Origin of the sequence: Kitasatospora sp. MAP5-34 (genome assembly GCF_029894335.1) — a bacterium.
Lineage (GTDB): Bacteria > Actinomycetota > Actinomycetes > Streptomycetales > Streptomycetaceae > Kitasatospora.
The window spans coordinates 56,845-74,362 of the sequence record NZ_JARXZC010000011.1; the positions used below are offsets into that span (position 1 = coordinate 56,845).

Sequence of the window (17,518 nt, forward strand, 5' to 3'; positions counted from 1 at the left end):
GCGGGCCGGCGACCGGACCGGTGCCCGGGCCGACTGCCCGGTCTTACTACCTGGTCCTACCTGGTCGCGCTCCGCAGCTTCTTGAGGTGGGAGATGTCGATGGCGTGGCGGGCGCCCTCGACGCGTGCGGGGTCGTGGCGCCCATCCGGGGTCTCGATGATCAGCGGGACGCCTTCGGTCGCCGGGTGCGCGAACAGCTCCCCGAACGGGTCGGCGCCGATGTGGCCGGCGCCGATGTTGGCGTGCCGGTCCTTGCGGGCACCGACCACGTCCATCGAGTCGTTGGCGTGGATCAGCCGCAGCCGGCCGGGGCCGACAGCCGCGACCAGGGTGTCGAGGGCGTCGGCCACCCCGCCTGGCGCCGCGAGGTCGTGACCGGCTGCGAAGGCGTGGCAGGTGTCCAGGCAGACGCCGACCTTCGGGTGGTGGTCCAGCGCGTCCGCGTACGCGGCGAGGTCCTCCATCCGGGAGCAGAGCGAGTTGCCCTGCCCGGCTGTCGGTTCGAGCAGCAGCCAGGGCGCGTCCTCACCGAGCGCGTCCAACTCGTCCAGCAGCGGCCGGACATCCTCCCGCACCTGGGCCATCGCGGCCGCGTACCGGGAGCCGCCACCGGGCGCCTGTCCCACCGCCGAACCCGTGTGCACGACGACCCCGAGCGCGCCGATCCGGTGTGCGCGCAGCAGTGAGTGGCGCAGCGATTCGGCGGAACGTTCCCGCGTCGCGGTGGAGTCCGAGCCGAAGTTGATCAGGTACGGCGCGTGGACGTACGCTGGGATGCCCTCCGCCGTGCACGCCTCGCGGAACTCCGCGTCCTTGGCGGCGTCACCGGCGGGCGTGGCCCAGCCGCGCGGGTTCGCCACGAAGACCTGCACCGCCTCCGCCCCGACCCGCCGGGCGTACGCGAGCCCGGTCCCGACCAACCCGCGCCCGGCGACGGGAACATGCGCGCCGACGGGGTTGCGGCGGGCGGGGGCGGGCGGCTGGGCTGCGGCGTTCATGGGTCCGAGGATGCCATGGCGTCGCAGCGGGCCGTGACGAGGGTGAGGGCGGTAGCGACAGCCGGTGAGACGGCACCGATGATGTCGGGGGGCATCAGGACTGCCCAGCCGCCCACGCCCGACCGAGGTTTACGGAGTACCCGATGGCCGACACCACTCTCCCCGAATGCCGTTGCGGATGCGGCGACACCCGACTCGGCAACCACGGCTTCGCCAGGAGCGGCGGCCACGATCAGAAGGCGATGCTCCGGCGGTTCCGCGCCGACTTCGGCGACGAGTCCGGCATGATCGGCCGGTTCCTCGACTGGTACGACGACAACCGGCCCACCCGTACAGCGGACGAGTGGGGCACGATCCGTCAGCTCGTCGCCTGGCTGGACCAGAAGAACGGGAGCAGCGACCACGAGACCGCGATGCGCCTGATGAAGCTCAGCGAGGAGGTCGGCGAGACCATGCAGGCCTACATCGGCGCGATCGGCCAGAATCCTCGGAAGGGCGTCACGCACAGCCCGGCCGACGTGGCCGACGAGCTGTGCGACGTCATCGTCACCGCCATGGTCGCTCTCGACCGGTTCACGCCGGACCCGGAACAGCACCTCGCGGCGAGGATCCAGCGGATCGCCGACCGATCGCGCGCGATGCTCGACGTGCCCGCCGCCGAAGCGGCGCCGGACGGCGCAGCCGAACTCCGGTGACCAACTCCGGGGGCTGTCGGGGTGGGTGCTGCTGAGCCGCCGCTGTCCGCCCCGGGCCGGAGCGGGCTCGGCCCGAGCGCGCCGCTCATGCTGGATCATGGTGTGAGGGTGAGCCTGTCCTGCGGGAGTATGCGGGGGCGGCGTTCGCCGCCCGCCGCACACCTCGCCGAAGGAGAGCACCAGCGATGACCGAGCCGTCCGCCTACGCCCAGCAGATCGCCGCAGTCATCCGCCCCGCCATGCTCACCGGCCTCCAGGAGGCCGAACTCCTCGGCCCCGTCGGCACCCAGCGCATCAACGAGTGGGCGGACTGGATCTCCGAAGCCATTGCCCAGGCGGTCGTGCAGCCGATCACGGCGGAACGCGACGCCTTCGCCGACCGGGTCGACACCCTCAGCCACATCGCCAAGCGGCACAAGGACGGGTACGCCGACGCCGTCGCGGACGTCCAGAAGCTGGAGATCCGGATCACCGAGCTGGAAGCCGAACTGGCCGAGCTGCGGGCCGCCGCGGAGCTCGGCCGGGACTGAGCCTGCGGCCCCGGGGCGGGCGCGTCACCAGGCACGTCACCGGGCTGGGCGTACGCCCGTGAAGACCGTGGTGGCGGAGAGCAGGAAGGCGTCGGGTCGCCGCAGGATGCCCTCCGGTGCCCCGGGATCGATCAACACGTCGAGTGTCCTGCAGTCCTCGACGTCCAGGGACTCGCTCATCGCCTCCCGCAGCCGGGTCAGATGGTTGTGCAGGAAGGCGCGGGCCGTCTCGCCCAGCGGTGCCGGCAGGTCGAGCAGGAAGGTGAAGCCGCCGGTACGGGTGAGTCCGGCGCGGCCGAGCATCGCGGGCCAGTCCTCGACCACGGCGGTGCTGCCGGGGAGTTCGGCTCGCATGATCTCGAACCAGTGCTCCTGGGCGGTGTCGAGCCGGGCCTGGAGGCCCGGCCTGCCGATGCCGATATCGCGCGGGAGGAAGCGCATCGGCAGGCCGCCCTCCGCCAGGGCGAGCAGGCCGCCGGGCCTCAGCACAGCAGCGAGTGCGTCCAACGCGCCCTGCTGGTCGCCGAGATGGTGCACGGCCTTGCTGCTCCAGATCAGATCTGCCGGGCCGAGGCCGCCCGCCCCGTGCTCGTCACCGTCGGTCAGGCCCTCGGGCAGCTCGGCATGCCGGACGGTCACCCGGCCGTCCAGGCCGAGCCGCTCGGCGCGGGCCAGGGCGTGGTCCAGCAGCCCGGGCGCGCCGTCCACGGCGACCGCCTCGGCGTCGGCGAAGGCCTCGGCGAGCACGCAGGTCATCACGCCCGGCCCGCTGCCGATGTCGAGGATGCGCCGGACCTCCTGCTCCGGGCCGAGCAGCTCCCTCAGGCGGTCCGCCGTCAGGCGGAGGACCGGGAGCTGCAGTTCGCCGGAGTCCTCCAGTTGGTCGGTCATGACCTCCCAGTCGATCTCGGTGTGGTGGTGTCCGGGTCCGGGTCGGTGACTGCTGTGTGCGCTCATGCCGAGGAGCGTGCACCCGCCCGGACGGCAACGGCAACTTCTGTTGCCGATTCCGGGACAGCGGGGTGGAATGGCCGCCATGGACAACCCACCGACCTACCAGGCGGTCCTCGACGAGGTCGCTCCCAGGCTCCGACGGCTGCGCGCGAAGAGCGGCCTCACGCTGGCCGCGCTCTCCGAGGCGACCGGCATCTCCAAGAGCACCCTGTCCCGGTTGGAGTCCGGACAGCGGCGTCCCAGCCTGGAGCTGCTGTTGCCACTGGCCGGTGCGTACCGCGTGCCGCTGGACGACCTGGTCGGCGCCCCGGAGGTGGGGGATCCCCGGGTCCGGCTGACACCCCGCACCCTGCCGGACGGCGGCACGGTCGTACCCCTGACCAGGGGGCCGGGCCCGCTCCAGGCGTACAAGATGATCATCCCCGACCGAGGTGCCGAGCCGGATCTCCGTACGCACGAGGGCTACGAGTGGCTGTACGTACTGAACGGCCGGCTGCGGCTCGTCCTCGCCGGACACGATCTGGTCCTCGGCTCCGGTGAGGCGGCCGAGTTCGACACCCGCCTGCCGCACTGGTTCAGCAGCGCGGACGGACGGCCCGTGGAGGTCCTCAGCCTCTTCGGGCGGCAGGGGGAGCGCATGCACGTCCGCGCGAAACCGAGCGCATGACGGCACGACAGCCCGGCGGGCCGGGAGGTCGGTGGTCACCTGGTGGTCAGCCGGTGGTCTTGCCCGCCGTTGCCGTACGCGGGACGCCGTCGACGGTGAGGCAGATGCCGAACACGCGGTCGTGGCTGGTCCAGCCGTTGACGCGGCCCCGGTTGTTGCTGATCTGCACCCGCTTGCGGCTCGGGTCCACCGCCGACACGAGATGCAGGTACACCGTCCCCGTGACCCGGGCGAGGACGATGTCACCGACTTCGAGCTTCGTCGGGTCGACCGGGGCGACGAGCACCTGCTGACGACTGCGTATCAAGGGGACCATCGAGGAACCGGTCGGCCGGAACTCCACCCGGGCCCCGCCGGCTACCCTGCCCGCTGCTGCGTCCAACATTCCCATCCGCCGATAGTGCCCGATCAGGGCCGGTCGGCAGGCGGAATTTCCTCCGGGCGGTGTGGGGCGGGACGCGGGTTCCGGCACGCTCGACCGATCCGCTTCGCCGCAGCGCCCCGCCGTACGGCAGGATGGCTGCGACAACATCAGGAGCTACCGCCAGGAGCGTCCATGGGCCAGCCCGACCGGTCGGTCAACCGCTACCGCATCGGGGAGGCGGCGGCGATGCTCGGCGTGAGTGCCGACACCATGCGGCGCTGGGTCGACGCGGGCCGGCTCGACGCCGAGCGTGACGAGCACGGGCACCGGATCATCGCCGGTGCGCGGCTGGCCGCCTTCGCCCGCGAGCTGGCCAGACCGGAGAACGCCGAGGCCGAGGGGCGGCCCTCGTCCGCCCGCAACCGCTTCCCGGGCATCGTCACCAACGTGATTCTCGGCGACGTGGCCGCGCAGGTGGAGATCCAGGCCGGGCCCTTCAGGGTGGTCTCGCTGATCAGCCGGGACTCGGCGGAGGAGCTCGAGCTGGTGCCCGGCGCCCCCGCCACCGCCGTCATCAAGTCGACCAACGTGGTGATCGAGCGGAGCTGACGACTCCCGGGCGTGTGCGGGTACAGGCGTGTGCGGGTACACGCTCCTACGTTGACAACCCTTACGTGTGACGAGCGACGAGTGAGGATTTCCAGTGTCCACGTCTGCCCTGCCCCGGCCGGTGCTCGATGCCCGGCCCGTGCTCGCGGTCGCCCACCGGGGTGACCCCTACCGCTTCCGGGAGAACACCCTCGCCTCGGTGGAGTCCGCGCTCGCGGCCGGCGCCGACGCCGTCGAGGTGGACGTCCAGCTGACCCGGGACGGTGTGCCCGTCCTGCTGCACGACCTGACGCTGGAGCGCCTCTGGGGCGACCCGCGTCCGGTCGGCTCGGTCACCCTGGAACAGCTCAGCTCGCTGGGCAGCCCGGGCGTACGGGTGCCGACGCTGGCCGAAGGGCTCAAGGCGGTCGCGGCGACCCCCGCCGCCCGGCTGCTCATCGATCTGGACACGCCCGGCCCGGCCGTGGCCGCCTGGCAGGCCGTCACCGATCTGGGCGCCGAGGACCGGGTGGCGTTCTGCGGCCCGATCGGCGCGCTGCTCGCGGTCCGGGCGCTCGCGCCGGACGCGGAGCTGGCCCTGACCTGGAAGCTCCCGCAGCTGCCCGGCCGGGCCCTGTTGGACGACCTCCGGCCACGGTACGTGAACCCGCCGTTCGGCCTGGTCGACCAGGCGTTCACCGCCGCCGCCCACGACACCGGACTCGCCGTCAGCACCTGGACGGTGGACCGCCGTCGCACCATGACCCGCCTGCTCCGGGCCGGTGTCGACTCGCTGACCAGCAACCGCGTCGCGCTGCTCCGCAAGGTCCTGGACGCGCACTCCCGGGCAGAGACGCCCTGACCGCCGTACTGACCCGCCGGGCACTCGGCCGGGCCCTGCTGGCCCGTCAGCACCTGCTCGCCCGGACCCCGGACACCCCGGACTCCCCGGCGGCGATGGTCGGGCACCTCGTCGGTTTGCAGGCCCAGGCCGTCCCCGACCCGCCGTACCTCGGGCTCTGGTCGCGCCTCGACGGCTTCCGCCCGGAGGCGCTGACCGAGCTGATCGAAGGCCGCAAGGTGGTCCGGGTCGCGCTGCAACGCGGCACCATCCACCTGGTGACGGCCGAGGACTGCCGCACGCTGCGCCCACTGGTCCAGCCCGTGCTGGACCGTGCGCTGCGCAGCACGTACGGCAAGCGGCTGGCCGGTCTCGACCTGGCAGAGGTGTGGGCGCGGGGCCGTGAGCTGGTCGAGCGGGAGCCGCGTACCTTCCAGCAGCTCGGCGCGCTGCTCACGCCGGAGTTCCCGGGGTACGACCCGGCGGCGCTGGCGCAGGCCGTCCGGGCGGGACTGGCGCTGGTGCAGGTCCCGCCGCGCGGGCTCTGGGGGCGCAGCGGTCCCGCCGCCCACACCACCGCCGAGCACTGGCTCGGGCAGCCGCTCGACCCGGCGCCGTCGCTGGACGCGATGGTGCTGCGCTATCTGGCGGCGTTCGGCCCGGCCACCGCCGCCGACGTCCAGAAGTGGTGCGGCCTGACCGGGTTCGGCCCGGTCCTCGCCCGGCTGGCGCCGGAACTGGTGCTCTTCCGCGACGAGCAGGGCCGGACGCTGTACGACCTCCCGGCGGCGCCGCGCCCGGACGAGGACACGCCCGCGCCCGTCCGGCTGCTCGCGCCCTTCGACAACCTGCTGCTCTCGCACGCCGACCGCACGCGCGTCCTGCCGGAGGAGTACCGGCCGCGCGTGATGACGCAGAACGGGATCGTGCTGGGCGCACTGCTGCTGGACGGACTGGTGGCCGGTTCCTGGCGGATCGAGGGCGGCACTCTGCGGGTCCGCCCGTTCCGGCCGCTGTTGCGGGCGGAGGCGGCGGCCGCCGAGGCGGAGGGTGCGCGGCTGCTCGAATTCACGGGTGGCGAGCGGGTGGTGGTGGGCGGCTGAAGTCCTACCGGTCCGGGACGGTCAGGCGGGCGCGTAGCCCTGGTCGTGCGCCCAGTGCCTGGCGAGGGCGGTGAAGGCGCGGGCGGCGCTGCTTCGGTAGGCGGCGTCCCGGCGCAGCAGGGTGACGGTGCGTGAGGGCAGCGCGGGGTCGACGGGGACCGGGCGCAGGTGGGGCTGTTCGCGGGTGATGGCGTGCGGCAGCACGGTGGCGAGGCCGGTTCTTCGGACGATCTCGACGAGTGCGTTGATGGAGTTGGCCTCGATGCAGATCCGGGGCCGGACCCGGTGGTCGGCGAGGTACTGGTCGATGTGCCGACGGGTGGCGAAGTCCTGGCTGAGCAAGGCCAGTTGGTGGTTCTCCAGCTCGCGTACCGGCATGGGGTCGCAGCGGTCAGCGAGGGGGTGGCCGGCCGCGACGACCAGGCTGAGGGTCTCGGTGAACAGGGCGGTGCCGCTGATGCCCGGCAGGAGTGCGCCGCTGAAGGCGATGCCGAGGTCCGTCTCGTCGGCGGCGAGCTGGGACTCGATGCGGTCCTGGGTCAGCTCGCGGATGTCCAGGGTGATTCCGGGGTGCTGGGCGTGGAACTCCGCGACGAGCGGCCCGATCAGGTAGGCGGTGAAGGTCGGGGTCATCGCCAGGCGCAGGGCGCCCTGTGAGAGGTCCTGGACGTCCTGGACCGCGCGTTCGGCCGCCGCCAGCTCCTGCAGGGCCTGGCGCGCGTAGCGGGTGTACGCCTCGCCCGCGTCGGTCAGGCGCACGGTGCGTCCGGAACGGTCGAGGAGCTGGACCTGCAGCGACCGCTCGAGCTGCTTGATCTGCTGCGACAGGGTCGGCTGCGAGACGTGCAGGGCCTCGGCGGCGCGGGTGAAGTTGGCGTGCTCGGCCACAGCGAGGAGGTACCGGAGGTGGCGCAGTTCCATGGAGTCAACTATAGCCACAACCAATCGCCTCTATTGATCTTGTGTCTTGGACACTATAGGTCCAGGTCATGCATCGTTGGACTCGTCGGAACAAGCAGCCGATCGTCGAGGAAATCGTCGAAGCGTCGAAGCGTCGAAGAAGTCGAAGAAGGAGTGACCCTATGAACGAGATCGCGGCGGGCTTCCAGCGGTTCAGCCGGGACGTGTTCCCGACCCAGGCGGCCCTCTTCAAGAAGCTCGCGACCACCCATCAGCCGACCGCCCTGTTCATCGGCTGCTCGGATGCCAGGGTCGTGCCGGAGCTGATCACCCAGACCGATCCGGGCGAGCTGTTCGTCATCCGTACGGCGGGGAACCTGGTGCCGCCGCACGGGCAGGGCGCCGACGGCGTCGCGGCCAGCATCGAGTACGCGGTCAGCGTCCTCGGGGTGGCGGACGTGATCGTCTGCGGGCATTCCGCCTGTGGCGCGATGACCGCCCTCGCCTCCGGCAGCGACCTGACCGGCCTGCCCGCCGTGGCCGGGTGGCTGCACCACGCCGACGCCTCGAAGGCCCGCACCGACGCCGGGGAACACCTGGCCGGCCCGGACCGGGTCGCCGCCCTGGTGCGGGACAACGTCCTCGCCCAGCTGGCGAACCTGAAGACCCACCCGTCCGTGGCCAAGGCCCTCGTCCAGCAGAAGCTGACCCTGCACGGCTGGGTCTACGACATCGGGACGGGCTCCGCCGAGATGCTCGACGTCGACAGCGGTCGGTTCGTCGCCCTGACGAGCTGACCACCCTCCTCACACCCCTCTCCTCACTCTGAAAGGCCTCACCATGGTGCACGCCCAGTTCGACCCGACCGCCCGCCAGCAGCTCGCCCTCCAGGTCGTCGACGCCAAGACGCGCAAGGACCTCACCTGGCAGCAGCTGGCCGACACCACCGGCCTGTCCGTCGCCTTCGTCACCGCCGCTCTGCTCGGCCAGCACCCCCTCCCGAAGGAGGCGGCCGAGGCCGTCACCGAGCTGCTGGGCCTGGACGAGGACGCCGCGCTGCTGCTCCAGACCATCCCGCTGCGCGGCAGCATCCCGGGCGGCATCCCCACCGACCCGACCATCTACCGCTTCTACGAGATGCTCCAGGTCTACGGCACCACCCTCAAGGCCCTGGTTCATGAGCAGCTCGGCGACGGCATCATCAGCGCCATCAACTTCAAGCTGGACGTGAAGACGGTCGAGGACCCCGACGGCGGCCACCGCGCGGTGATCACCCTCGACGGCAAGTACCTCCCCACCAAGCCGTTCTGACCCTCCCGTAGCGAGCCGGGGGGAGCCTTCCGGCTTCCCCCGGCCTCTTCCTCTTGGGGCACCGCATCATGGACTTCGTACAGCGCACCATCGACCTCGCCCGCAAGAACGTCGAGGAGGGCGCGTCCGTTCGCCACCGTCATCGTCAGGGACGGCCGGATCCTCGCCGAGAGAGCACAGACCCCCTCCAAGGCCGACCGGCAACTGGTGGGCGGCGTCACGACGCTCCCCCAGCCTTCGGCCGGGAGGTGCCCGCAGGGCCGAGTCTGGACGGCTTCTCCTCAGTTGCCGCAGCGCTGCTGCTACGCCCTCGTCGGCACCGCCCAGACTCGGCCCGACCCAGACACCTGCCGCCGGCGCGGCGGGCGCTCCTTCACCCACCCACCCACCATTTGCCGGTCGGTCTGACTCCCGTGGCGGACCGTCGCTGCCTGGCACGCGGCGGTTCAGGGGAGCTTGACGGCCAGGATCTCGGTGGTGCGCATGTCGGGGTCGGCGGCGAGCATGGTGGGTGCGATCTGCCCCAGGGCGGCGGCGATCGGCCCGTTGAGGTGCGCGGAGCGGCCCTCTTCGTCCTCGAAGGTGTCGAAGACCCCAAACACGGTCGGGCTTTCCTTGAAGGCGAACCAGGTGACGGTGAGCTCTTCCGCGCGGGCCAGCTCCAGGGCCCCCTGCAGCAGGGCCTCCACCTGGTCGGCGTACTCGGACTTGGCCTCGATGCGGACCAGCAGGCCGATCTTCGACATGTTGCGCTCCATCTTCAGGGGTTCTTGGTCTTGTTGGTGTTCGTGCCGGCCGCGTGCTGCCGGCCATCACGAAGTTACGGGGTGAGCACCGGGCCGGCGCAGTGGCGTATCCGGCGCGTCCGATACCGTTTCCGCCATGCGTATAGCAGTGCTCGTCCTTGACGGTGTCTTCGATTCGGGGCTGGCCGCAGTCCTGGACGTTCTGCAGTGTGCCAACGAGCTGCGCGGGCGCATGCCCCAGCCGCCGCCCGCCTGGCAGGTCAGCACGATCGGCTTCACCGACACGGTGCGCACCGGCGCGGGACACCTGGTCAGTGCGGATCCGGTGGACGGGGCTGCGGACTGTGACCTGCTGCTCGTCCCCGCTGTCGCCGAACGGCAGCCCGAGGAGCTGGTGCGATGGGTGTCCGGGCCCGCCGCAGCCCCTGCGCGCCAGCTGCTCGCCGAGGCCCGCACGCGTCGTACACCTGTCGCGTCCGCGTGCGCGGGCACGTTCCTGCTCGCGGAGGCGGGCATCCTGGACGGCCTTCGGGCCACCACCACCTGGTGGCTCGCCCCGCTGTTCCGCAGCCGGTACCCGCAGGTGACTCTGGACCAGAGCCGCATGGTCACCAGCTGCGACGACGTCACGACCGCCGGCGCCGCCTTCGGTCACGTCGACCTCGCCCTGACCATCGTCCGACGACGCAGCCCCGCCCTGAGCGACCTGGTCGCCAACTACCTCGTGATCGACGAGCGCCCCTCCCAGGCCGCCCACACCATGACCGCCACGCTCGCCGAGAGCGACCCCACCATCGCCGCGTTCGAACGGTGGGCCCGTGACCACCTCCACGAACCCCTGAGCGTCAAGGACGCGGCCCGGGCCGTCGGCGTGAGCGAACGAACCCTGCAACGCACCACCCAGGCCGTCCTGGGGACCTCACCCGTCCGCTTCGTCCAAGATCTGCGCATCGAGCAGGCCACCCACCTGCTGCGCTCCACCACCCAGTCGATCGAGGCGATAGCCCGACGCGTCGGCTACGAGAACGCCAACACCCTGCGCGTCCTGCTGCGCGAACGCACCGGCCATACCGCCGGCCAGCACCGCCGTACCTGACGCCGCCGCACCTGGCACCGCGTACGTCGACGCGCCGCCGTGTGACAAAAGGGACATATCGTCAGATAGTGTGCTGAGATGGCGCCGTGGACCTGAGCAGGCAGGGCGGAGGCGGCGATGTCGGAGGAGTCCACGCACCAGGGCACGACGGACGACCGGCCGGGGGACCGCCGTAGGCCGCACCAGTACCTGCCGCCCGCCGTGCGGGCTGCTGCCGCGTGGTCCGTCGCCGTGATCATCTTCATCTCGGTCGCCGCGCTGGTCGTCTACGCGTTCGTCGCGCTGCGGGCCGCGACCATCCCGATGATCCTGGCGATGCTCGGTACGGCGCTGCTGCACCCGGTGATGCCGTGGCTGGTCCGCCGTGGACTGCGGCGCGGGCTTGCGGCCGGGTTGACCTGTGCGGTGCTGGTCGCGGTGGTGTGCGGGGTGCTGGCCGTGCTCACCAACTCGCTGGTGCACAGTGCTCCGCAGATCGCCAACTCGCTGAAGGAGGCGGGCAATCGGCTCGCCGACTGGCTGGGCCCGACCGGCGGCAAGCTGCGGCAGGCGCTCACCGATGCGGCCGGCTCCGGCAGCTCGGCGGGTGGCTCACTGACCAACTCGCTGGCCAGCGGCGTGCTCTCCGGCCTCGGCATCGCCACTCAGCTGATCACCGGTGGTGTCCTCGCCCTCGCCCTGGTCTTCTTCTTTCTGCGTGACGGCCACCGCAGCGGCGCCCTCGTCCACTCGATGCTGCCCGCCGAGCGGGCCGAGATCGTCATCGCCTGCGGGCATCGGGCGTTCTCCGCGATGGCCGGATTCATGCGCGGCACCACGTTGATCGCACTGATCGACGCCACCGTCATCACCATCGGCCTGGTGATCCTCGGCGTACCGGGCGCGGCCGGTCTGGGCGCGCTGGTGTTCCTGGGCGCCTTCATCCCGTTCATCGGCGCGTTCCTGTCCGGCACGGTCGCGGTGCTGGTCGCGCTCGCGGACCGGGGGCTCGGCACCGCGCTCTGGACGCTCGGCGTGGTGCTGGCCGTGCAGATGGTCGAGGGAAACGTCCTGCAGCCCGTGATCCAGAGCCGTACGGTCGAACTCCACCCGGCCACCATCATGTTCGCCGTCGTCGCGGGGGCCGGGGTCGCGGGCATCCTCGGCGCCCTGCTCGCCGTACCGCTCTGCGCAGCAGGACTCGGCATCGTCTCGGTGCTGCGCGGCACTGCGGGGGAGAGCGTCCGCTGACGGAATCGGTGCAGGGCCCCGACGAGCGTCCGAGATGAGGAGAGGCAGCTGTGGAGTTCTTGGTGGACATGGTGACGAGCGTTCCGGAGGGCACGTCCGAGCAGGCCGTCGCGGAGATCCGTGGCCGGGAGGCGGCGCGGTCGCGCGAGTTGGCCGCCCAGGGGAGCCTGCTGCGCTTGTGGCGGCCACCCCTGGCGCCCGGTGAGTGGCGCACGTGGGGGCTGTTCCACGCGGAGGACGCCGAGCAGTTGGAGCAGGTACTCGCGTCGATGCCGTTGAGGGTGTGGCGACACGACACGGTGACTCCGCTGTCCCCGCACCCGAACGACCCGGGCCGGTAGAGCGCCCCGGACTCCAGGCGAAGAGGAGCACCCCGACGCACGGCACGACGGACAGCGAAGCAACCCTGCGGGACGTGCCGTTCTACCGGTGCGGCAGCCGCCAGCCGGGGCGGACGAAGTGGCAGGTGTAACCGGCGGGGTAGCGCTCGAGGTAGTCCTGGTGCTCGGGTTCGGCCTCCCAGAAGGGCCCGGCGGGGGCCACCTCGGTGACGACCTTTCCGGGCCACAGGCCGGAGGCGTCGACGTCGGCGATCGTGTCCTCGGCGATCCGCCGCTGCTCGTCGTCCTGGTAGAAGATCGCCGACCGGTAGCTGGAGCCGATGTCGTTGCCCTGGCGATTCGCGGTGCTGGGGTCGTGGATCTGGAAGAAGAACTCGAGGATGGTGCGGAAGTCGGTGACGGCGGGATCGAAGGTGATCTCGATCGACTCGGCGTGGCTGCCGTGGTTGCGGTACGTGGCGTTGGGCACGTCTCCGCCGCTATAGCCGACCCGCGTCCCGGTCACCCCGGGCTGCCTGCGGACAAGGGCCTGCATGCCCCAGAAGCACCCGCCTGCCAGGACGGCCTGCTGCGTCTGCGCGGTCACTGGATCCTCCTTGTGATGGTGTCGGCTACTCGCAACACGGACTTCCCCGGCGATCATTCCCCACGTACCGGAATGCTCCGCGTTCAGGGCGGCCGTCGGCGTGACGCACCCAGCGAGCTACCGGCCGGTATCCTCGGTGCTCCTGGCACGGTCGGAAGCAGAGATTGGGTGCGGCAGCAGACATGGAGTTCCGAGAAGACATCCTGGGTGCGCCGTACGAGGCGGCCGAGTTGCCGCTGACCGCCGACGAGGAGGGCGCCGTCGGCGCGACCCTGGTCAGGCGGCTGGTCCCGGGCTCCCAGCGGGCCGTGCTCTACCTCCACGGTTACACCGACTACTTCTTCCAGACCAATCTCGCCGAGCATTTCGTCGCGGCGGGATTCTCCTTCTACGCGCTGGACCTGCGTAAGTACGGCCGGTCGCTGAGGCCCCATCAGTCGCCCAACTTCGTCCGCGACCTCGCCTCCTACGACGAGGAGATCGACGAGGCCGTCCGGCTCATCCGCGAGGTCGACGGACACGAGCAGCTGCTGGTCAACGGCCACTCGACCGGCGGGCTGGTCGCCGCCCTGTGGGCCGACCGCCGGGCCGGGCGCGGGCTGGTGCAGGGGCTCTTCCTCAACAGCCCCTTCCTCGCCATGCCCGCCGCGCCCGCCGTACGCACCCTCGGCGCGCCCGCCCTGGACGCACTCGGCCGCTTCGCCGCCACCAGCAAGCTGCCCGCCCCGCTCAACCCGCACTACGTGCACAGCCTGCACCGCGACCACCGGGGCAGCTGGGACTTCGACCTCGCCCTCAAACCCGCCGAGGGCTTCCCGCTCTACGCGGGCTGGCTCGCCGCCATCCAGCGCGGCCACCGTCAGGTCCGGCGCGGCCTGGCCGTCGACTGCCCGGTCCTGCTGATGGCCTCCACCGCCTCGACCGTCACCAGCAAGTGGGACCCGGCGCTGCTGCACACCGACGCCGTGCTCCGGGCGGACGACATCGCCGCGCTCGCCCCGCGCCTCGGACGCCACGTCACCACCGTCCGGATCGAGGGCGGCATGCACGACCTGGTGCTCTCCGGCGAGCAGGCCCGCGCCCAGGTCTTCGCCGAGCTGGACCGCTGGCTCGCCGCGTACGTACCGGCGCCGGTGTGAGCGGCGGCTCGGCGACCGGCGAGGACCGTGTGTCGGTCCAGTGTCCCGTCGCGCTCGGCACGGCGAAGCTGATGCCCGACATCGACGCCGACCAGGGCTGGCTGCTCACCCTGGACGACACCCCGCAGTCCTACGTCGACCTCGCCGACCCGACGCACCTGGAGTTCGAGTACACCCGGCGGATCGCCCACCTGCTGGACGTGCTCGCCCCCGCCGGAGCGCCGCTGGCCGCCCTGCACCTGGGCGGCGGCGCGCTCACCCTTCCCCGTTACCTGGCCGCGACCCGTCCGGGCTCGCACCAGCGCGTGGTGGAGCTGGACGGTCCACTGATGCGGCTGGTCGCCGACCACCTGCCGTGGCCGCCCGGAATCGAGGTCACCGTCGGCGACGCCCGCGAAGCCCTCGGAGCGACCCCGGCCGGCTCGGTGGACGTGGTCGTCGCGGACGTCTTCCACGGTTCGCGCACCCCCGCCCACCTCACCTCCGTCGAGTTCCTCCGGCAGGCGGCGGCCGCCCTGCGCCCCGGCGGCTGCTACGCCGCCAACCTCGCCGACGGCTCGCCGCTGGCCTTCGCCAAGGCCCAGGCGGCGACGTTGCGCGAGGTGTTCCCGCAGGTCTGCCTGGCCGCCGAGCCCTCGGTGCTGCGCGGTCGCCGCTACGGCAACGTGCTGCTGATCGGCTCCGACCGCCCGCTGCCGGTGGCGGAGCTCAGCCGCCGCCTGGCGGGCGACGCCTTCCCGGCCCGGCTCTGCGACGAGGGGGAGCTGGCGAACCTGGTCCGGGGCACGGCTCCGGTGCTGGACGCCGGCGCCGAGGACTCCCCGCCGCCACCGGACGGCGCGTTCAGCGTCGGGTGACCGGGTGGCTGCGTGGTGGTGACCGGGTGGCTGCGTGGTGAGGTGATCGGGCGTCAGTCCGGCGGCGGTGCCAGAATGCCGGAGTGGGCCAGGGCGAGGCGAAGGAGAGTCGGATGACGTCGGAGCAGTCCGAGCAGGCGCCCGAGAACGAGAGCGAGAAGGTGAAGGCGGGGCTGGGGGCGATCCCGGAGACCGCGCTCTGGACGCTGTACCACCGGGCTGTCGAGGCCCGGCGGCCCGACGCGTTGCTCATCGACCCCCGGGCCGTCGACCTGGTCGAGCGGATCGACTTCCCCTTCGAGGAGCGTTTCGGCCCGGGCGGCGGGGTGCAGACCCAGGTGCAGGCGCTGCGGGTCGGCTGCTTCGACCGTGAGGTCGAGGACTTCCTGGCCCGTGAGCCGCGCGGCACGGTGGTCTGCCTGGGCGACGGACTGGAGACCCAGTACTGGCGCGTCGACAACGGGCGGGCCCAGTGGCTCAGCGTGGACCTGCCCGAGTCGATCGCGCTGCGTGAGAGCCTGCTGCCGCCCGGTCCGCGCCAGCGCTATCTGGCCGCCGATGCCACCGACCTCGGCTGGGCCGAGGAGGTCGACCGCAGCCGTGAGGTACTGCTCACCGCGCAGGGGCTGTTGATGTATCTACCGCCGGCGCAGGTGCGTGCCCTGATCGCAGGCTGTGCCGAGCGGTTCCCGGGCGGCTCGCTGGTGCTGGACGCCGTACCGCACTGGTTCGGCCGGCTCACCCGGAGCGGCAGGGTGCGGAGCCATGGCTACCAGGCCCCGCCGATGCCCTGGTCGATGGACGCGGGCCAACGAGCCAAGCTCTGCACCGCCGGTCCGGCGGTGGCCGCCGTGCGGGACGTCCGGCCGAGCGGCGGGCGCGGGCTCGTCCGTGCGTTGCTGCCGCTCGCGCTCACCGTCCCACCGCTGTCCACCCGGCGCCCCTCGGTCACCGTCCTGGAGTTCGCCGAGCGGTCGGAGCGGTCGGAGCGGTCGGAGCGGCCCGAGCGGTCGTAGGCGGCGGGGGTGGTGGGCGGTCCAACTGGGCCGGGAGCGCCCACTGACACCCGCCCGACTCTCCCCGCGCCGACTTCAGCCTCGTTTGAAGAGCTCGGCCGCGCGCCGGTCGCACGGAAGCAGCTGGACGCCTGTGCCGCCGTTCACCACGCCCGCGCACAGCTTGGCCTGCGAGGAGTAGATGGTGTCACCGCTGACGGAGAACCGCTGTGCCGGGTTGCCGCTGCAGTTCGCGAGCTGCACGACCGTGCCGACGGTGGTGGCGCCCCAGGCGGCGTCCATGCAGAGGCCGTTCGTCCGGATCGTGCCGTCGGAGGTGACGTCCCACTTCTGGTTCGCGGCGCTGTCGCACGGCCAGAGGATCAGCGGTGTGCCGTCCGATCCCGCTGATCCGCTGAGGCACTTGCCGGTGCCGGGGTTCACCAGCGCGGTCGCCGGGCCGGCGGTCGTGGTGTGCGAGGCCGCCGCGCTCGCGGGCGGAGCGCTCTTCGTCGCCTTCGAAGCTGCGGTTCCTTGGGGCACCACCTGGTGGTCGGAGGCTTGCGCCACGGGTGCGGAGGGCGACGAGGACCCCTTCAGCGTGAGCACGACGGCACCGCCCAGCAGGCAGGCGACTACCACGGTCGTGACGATGATCCACCGGCGGGCGAACGGCCGTCGGCGGCCCTCGTGGGCGGCCCCGCCGACCGGGTGGCCGGCCGGATCGGCACCGAGTTCCTCGTGGGCAGGCGTGTCCGCCGTCGAATCCAGCCGGCGCGCCACGGTCTCGTCCAGGAGGCCGGTGTCCACGACACCGGTGGAGTCGATGGTGAAGCGCCATCGTGGCTGGTCGACCCGGCCGACGACGACCACCGACCATCGTCCCTGCGGATCGTCGGCCAGCCGGTGGATGAACTCGCGATCCCGGCCGCCGGGCAGACCGAGCAGCAGCGCCACCCCGCCGCCGCTCTCGTCGGCCAGTGCGGCATCGCCGTCGGCCAGGGCCGGTGCCTCCGTCGCCCCGAACCGCTCTGCGGCGCCGGGGTTGAACCCGATGCGGACCACCTGCACACCCCGTGACCACGGGCTCGTGGTGAGTTCACGGGTCCAGTCCTCGGCCAGGGCCCTCGCCTGCCGGGGATCGCCTTCCAGGCTGATGATCCCACCGACCTGGTTGAGGTTGAGCAGCACAAAGCCCTTGCTGGTGTGGCCGAGTGAGACCAGCCGTGGGTACGGCTCCGTCAGCGCCTCCGCCACGCTCTCGCTCTGCAGTCGCCGTAGCTGAGCGTGCCAGGTCCGGCCGCCGTCATCGGCGGCCCAGCCGGTGGGGGGCCGCTCGTCGGGGGTCTTCAGGCGAAGCCAGACGGTGTCGGGCCCGACGATGACCGCGTGGGCCACCGGAACGGCGCGGTTCTCGCGGTCGCAGGCGGTGGCCAGGACGCGCACCACCCGGTCCACGGTCCACAGACCGTGATCGGCACGAGGGCCCCCCGATCGCGGCTCGGCCCGGCGCGACCGGCGCAGCCGGGCAAGCCAGCTGCTGCGGTGAGGGACGGGATCGGCGGGTCGGCTCGGCA

The 17,518-nt window shown here is 72.1% G+C and carries 21 protein-coding genes; 14 read left to right on the top strand and 7 right to left on the bottom strand.

Annotated features, from left to right (window positions below; translation table 11 throughout):
• Positions 1-56 precede the first annotated feature (56 nt).
• Positions 57-998 carry a deoxyribonuclease IV gene (locus P3T29_RS12350; protein WP_280716420.1) on the bottom strand — a complete coding sequence of 314 codons (942 nt, stop codon included), beginning with the start codon at positions 996-998 and terminating at the stop codon, positions 57-59.
• Between the two features lie 143 nt (positions 999-1,141).
• Between P3T29_RS12350 and P3T29_RS12355 the strand changes: the two genes are divergently transcribed.
• The gene (locus P3T29_RS12355) at positions 1,142-1,693 is read left to right on the top strand and encodes a MazG-like family protein (RefSeq protein WP_280716421.1); all 552 of its coding nucleotides are present in this window, start codon (positions 1,142-1,144) and stop codon (positions 1,691-1,693) included.
• A gap of 185 nt (positions 1,694-1,878) precedes the next feature.
• Positions 1,879-2,223: a hypothetical protein gene (locus P3T29_RS12360; RefSeq protein ID WP_280716422.1), complete on the top strand. Its 345-nt coding sequence runs from the start codon at positions 1,879-1,881 to the stop codon at positions 2,221-2,223.
• 36 nt (positions 2,224-2,259) lie between these two features.
• Here the strand turns inward: P3T29_RS12360 and P3T29_RS12365 are convergent, their stop codons facing one another.
• Positions 2,260-3,180, bottom strand: coding sequence for a class I SAM-dependent methyltransferase (locus P3T29_RS12365; protein WP_280716423.1), 921 nt, complete (start codon positions 3,178-3,180; stop codon positions 2,260-2,262).
• Between the two features lie 79 nt (positions 3,181-3,259).
• Here P3T29_RS12365 and P3T29_RS12370 point away from each other — a divergent pair, with 79 nt between their 5' ends.
• Entirely contained in the window at positions 3,260-3,844 is a 585-nt protein-coding gene (locus P3T29_RS12370) for an XRE family transcriptional regulator (RefSeq protein WP_280716424.1), read from the top strand.
• A 46-nt stretch (positions 3,845-3,890) separates the two neighbouring features.
• On the opposite strand, the gene P3T29_RS12375 is transcribed toward P3T29_RS12370, so the two are convergent.
• A complete protein-coding gene (locus tag P3T29_RS12375; protein ID WP_280716425.1) occupies positions 3,891-4,160 on the bottom strand; it encodes a S26 family signal peptidase in 270 nt (89 codons plus the stop codon).
• Positions 4,161-4,400: 240 nt separating this feature from the next.
• Between P3T29_RS12375 and P3T29_RS12380 the strand changes: the two genes are divergently transcribed.
• The 3 genes from P3T29_RS12380 (at position 4,401) to P3T29_RS12390 (ending at position 6,740) form a co-directional block, all read left to right on the top strand.
• Complete coding sequence (locus P3T29_RS12380) at positions 4,401-4,817, top strand: helix-turn-helix transcriptional regulator (protein WP_280716426.1); 417 nt, start codon at positions 4,401-4,403, stop codon at positions 4,815-4,817.
• Positions 4,818-4,911: 94 nt separating this feature from the next.
• Positions 4,912-5,658, top strand: a complete 747-nt coding sequence (locus tag P3T29_RS12385; RefSeq protein ID WP_280716427.1) for a glycerophosphodiester phosphodiesterase — start codon at positions 4,912-4,914, stop codon at positions 5,656-5,658.
• A gap of 95 nt (positions 5,659-5,753) precedes the next feature.
• Entirely contained in the window at positions 5,754-6,740 is a 987-nt protein-coding gene (locus tag P3T29_RS12390) for a winged helix DNA-binding domain-containing protein (protein WP_280716428.1), read from the top strand.
• Positions 6,741-6,761: 21 nt separating this feature from the next.
• Here the strand turns inward: P3T29_RS12390 and cynR are convergent, their stop codons facing one another.
• Positions 6,762-7,661: a transcriptional regulator CynR gene (gene cynR / locus P3T29_RS12395; protein WP_280716429.1), complete on the bottom strand. Its 900-nt coding sequence runs from the start codon at positions 7,659-7,661 to the stop codon at positions 6,762-6,764.
• A 161-nt stretch (positions 7,662-7,822) separates the two neighbouring features.
• On the opposite strand from cynR, the gene P3T29_RS12400 reads away from it, so the two are divergent.
• The gene (locus tag P3T29_RS12400) at positions 7,823-8,437 is read left to right on the top strand and encodes a carbonic anhydrase (RefSeq protein WP_280716430.1); all 615 of its coding nucleotides are present in this window, start codon (positions 7,823-7,825) and stop codon (positions 8,435-8,437) included.
• A gap of 43 nt (positions 8,438-8,480) precedes the next feature.
• Positions 8,481-8,951: a cyanase gene (gene cynS, locus P3T29_RS12405; RefSeq protein ID WP_280716431.1), complete on the top strand. Its 471-nt coding sequence runs from the start codon at positions 8,481-8,483 to the stop codon at positions 8,949-8,951.
• 446 nt (positions 8,952-9,397) lie between these two features.
• On the opposite strand, the gene P3T29_RS12410 is transcribed toward cynS, so the two are convergent.
• Positions 9,398-9,697 carry an antibiotic biosynthesis monooxygenase gene (locus P3T29_RS12410; RefSeq protein ID WP_280716432.1) on the bottom strand — a complete coding sequence of 100 codons (300 nt, stop codon included), beginning with the start codon at positions 9,695-9,697 and terminating at the stop codon, positions 9,398-9,400.
• A 136-nt stretch (positions 9,698-9,833) separates the two neighbouring features.
• Here P3T29_RS12410 and P3T29_RS12415 point away from each other — a divergent pair, with 136 nt between their 5' ends.
• From P3T29_RS12415 to P3T29_RS12425, 3 genes are all read left to right on the top strand, one after another.
• Positions 9,834-10,793 (top strand): helix-turn-helix domain-containing protein, encoded by a 960-nt coding sequence (locus tag P3T29_RS12415; protein ID WP_280716433.1) that lies wholly within the window; start codon positions 9,834-9,836, stop codon positions 10,791-10,793.
• Between the two features lie 117 nt (positions 10,794-10,910).
• Positions 10,911-12,023 (top strand): AI-2E family transporter, encoded by a 1,113-nt coding sequence (locus P3T29_RS12420; RefSeq protein WP_280716434.1) that lies wholly within the window; start codon positions 10,911-10,913, stop codon positions 12,021-12,023.
• Between the two features lie 50 nt (positions 12,024-12,073).
• Entirely contained in the window at positions 12,074-12,364 is a 291-nt protein-coding gene (locus P3T29_RS12425) for a muconolactone Delta-isomerase family protein (protein ID WP_280716435.1), read from the top strand.
• An 82-nt stretch (positions 12,365-12,446) separates the two neighbouring features.
• Here the strand turns inward: P3T29_RS12425 and msrA are convergent, their stop codons facing one another.
• Positions 12,447-12,950: a peptide-methionine (S)-S-oxide reductase MsrA gene (gene msrA / locus P3T29_RS12430; protein ID WP_280716436.1), complete on the bottom strand. Its 504-nt coding sequence runs from the start codon at positions 12,948-12,950 to the stop codon at positions 12,447-12,449.
• Between the two features lie 182 nt (positions 12,951-13,132).
• On the opposite strand from msrA, the gene P3T29_RS12435 reads away from it, so the two are divergent.
• The 3 genes from P3T29_RS12435 (at position 13,133) to P3T29_RS12445 (ending at position 15,962) form a co-directional block, all read left to right on the top strand.
• A complete protein-coding gene (locus P3T29_RS12435) occupies positions 13,133-14,089 on the top strand; it encodes an alpha/beta hydrolase (RefSeq protein WP_280716437.1) in 957 nt (318 codons plus the stop codon).
• Positions 14,090-14,160: 71 nt separating this feature from the next.
• Complete coding sequence (locus P3T29_RS12440; protein ID WP_280716518.1) at positions 14,161-14,946, top strand: fused MFS/spermidine synthase; 786 nt, start codon at positions 14,161-14,163, stop codon at positions 14,944-14,946.
• Positions 14,947-15,059: 113 nt separating this feature from the next.
• A complete protein-coding gene (locus P3T29_RS12445) occupies positions 15,060-15,962 on the top strand; it encodes a class I SAM-dependent methyltransferase (RefSeq protein WP_280716438.1) in 903 nt (300 codons plus the stop codon).
• 75 nt (positions 15,963-16,037) lie between these two features.
• Here P3T29_RS12445 and P3T29_RS12450 read toward each other — a convergent pair whose 3' ends face one another.
• Positions 16,038-17,390: an RICIN domain-containing protein gene (locus P3T29_RS12450; protein ID WP_280716439.1), complete on the bottom strand. Its 1,353-nt coding sequence runs from the start codon at positions 17,388-17,390 to the stop codon at positions 16,038-16,040.
• Positions 17,391-17,518 lie beyond the last annotated feature (128 nt).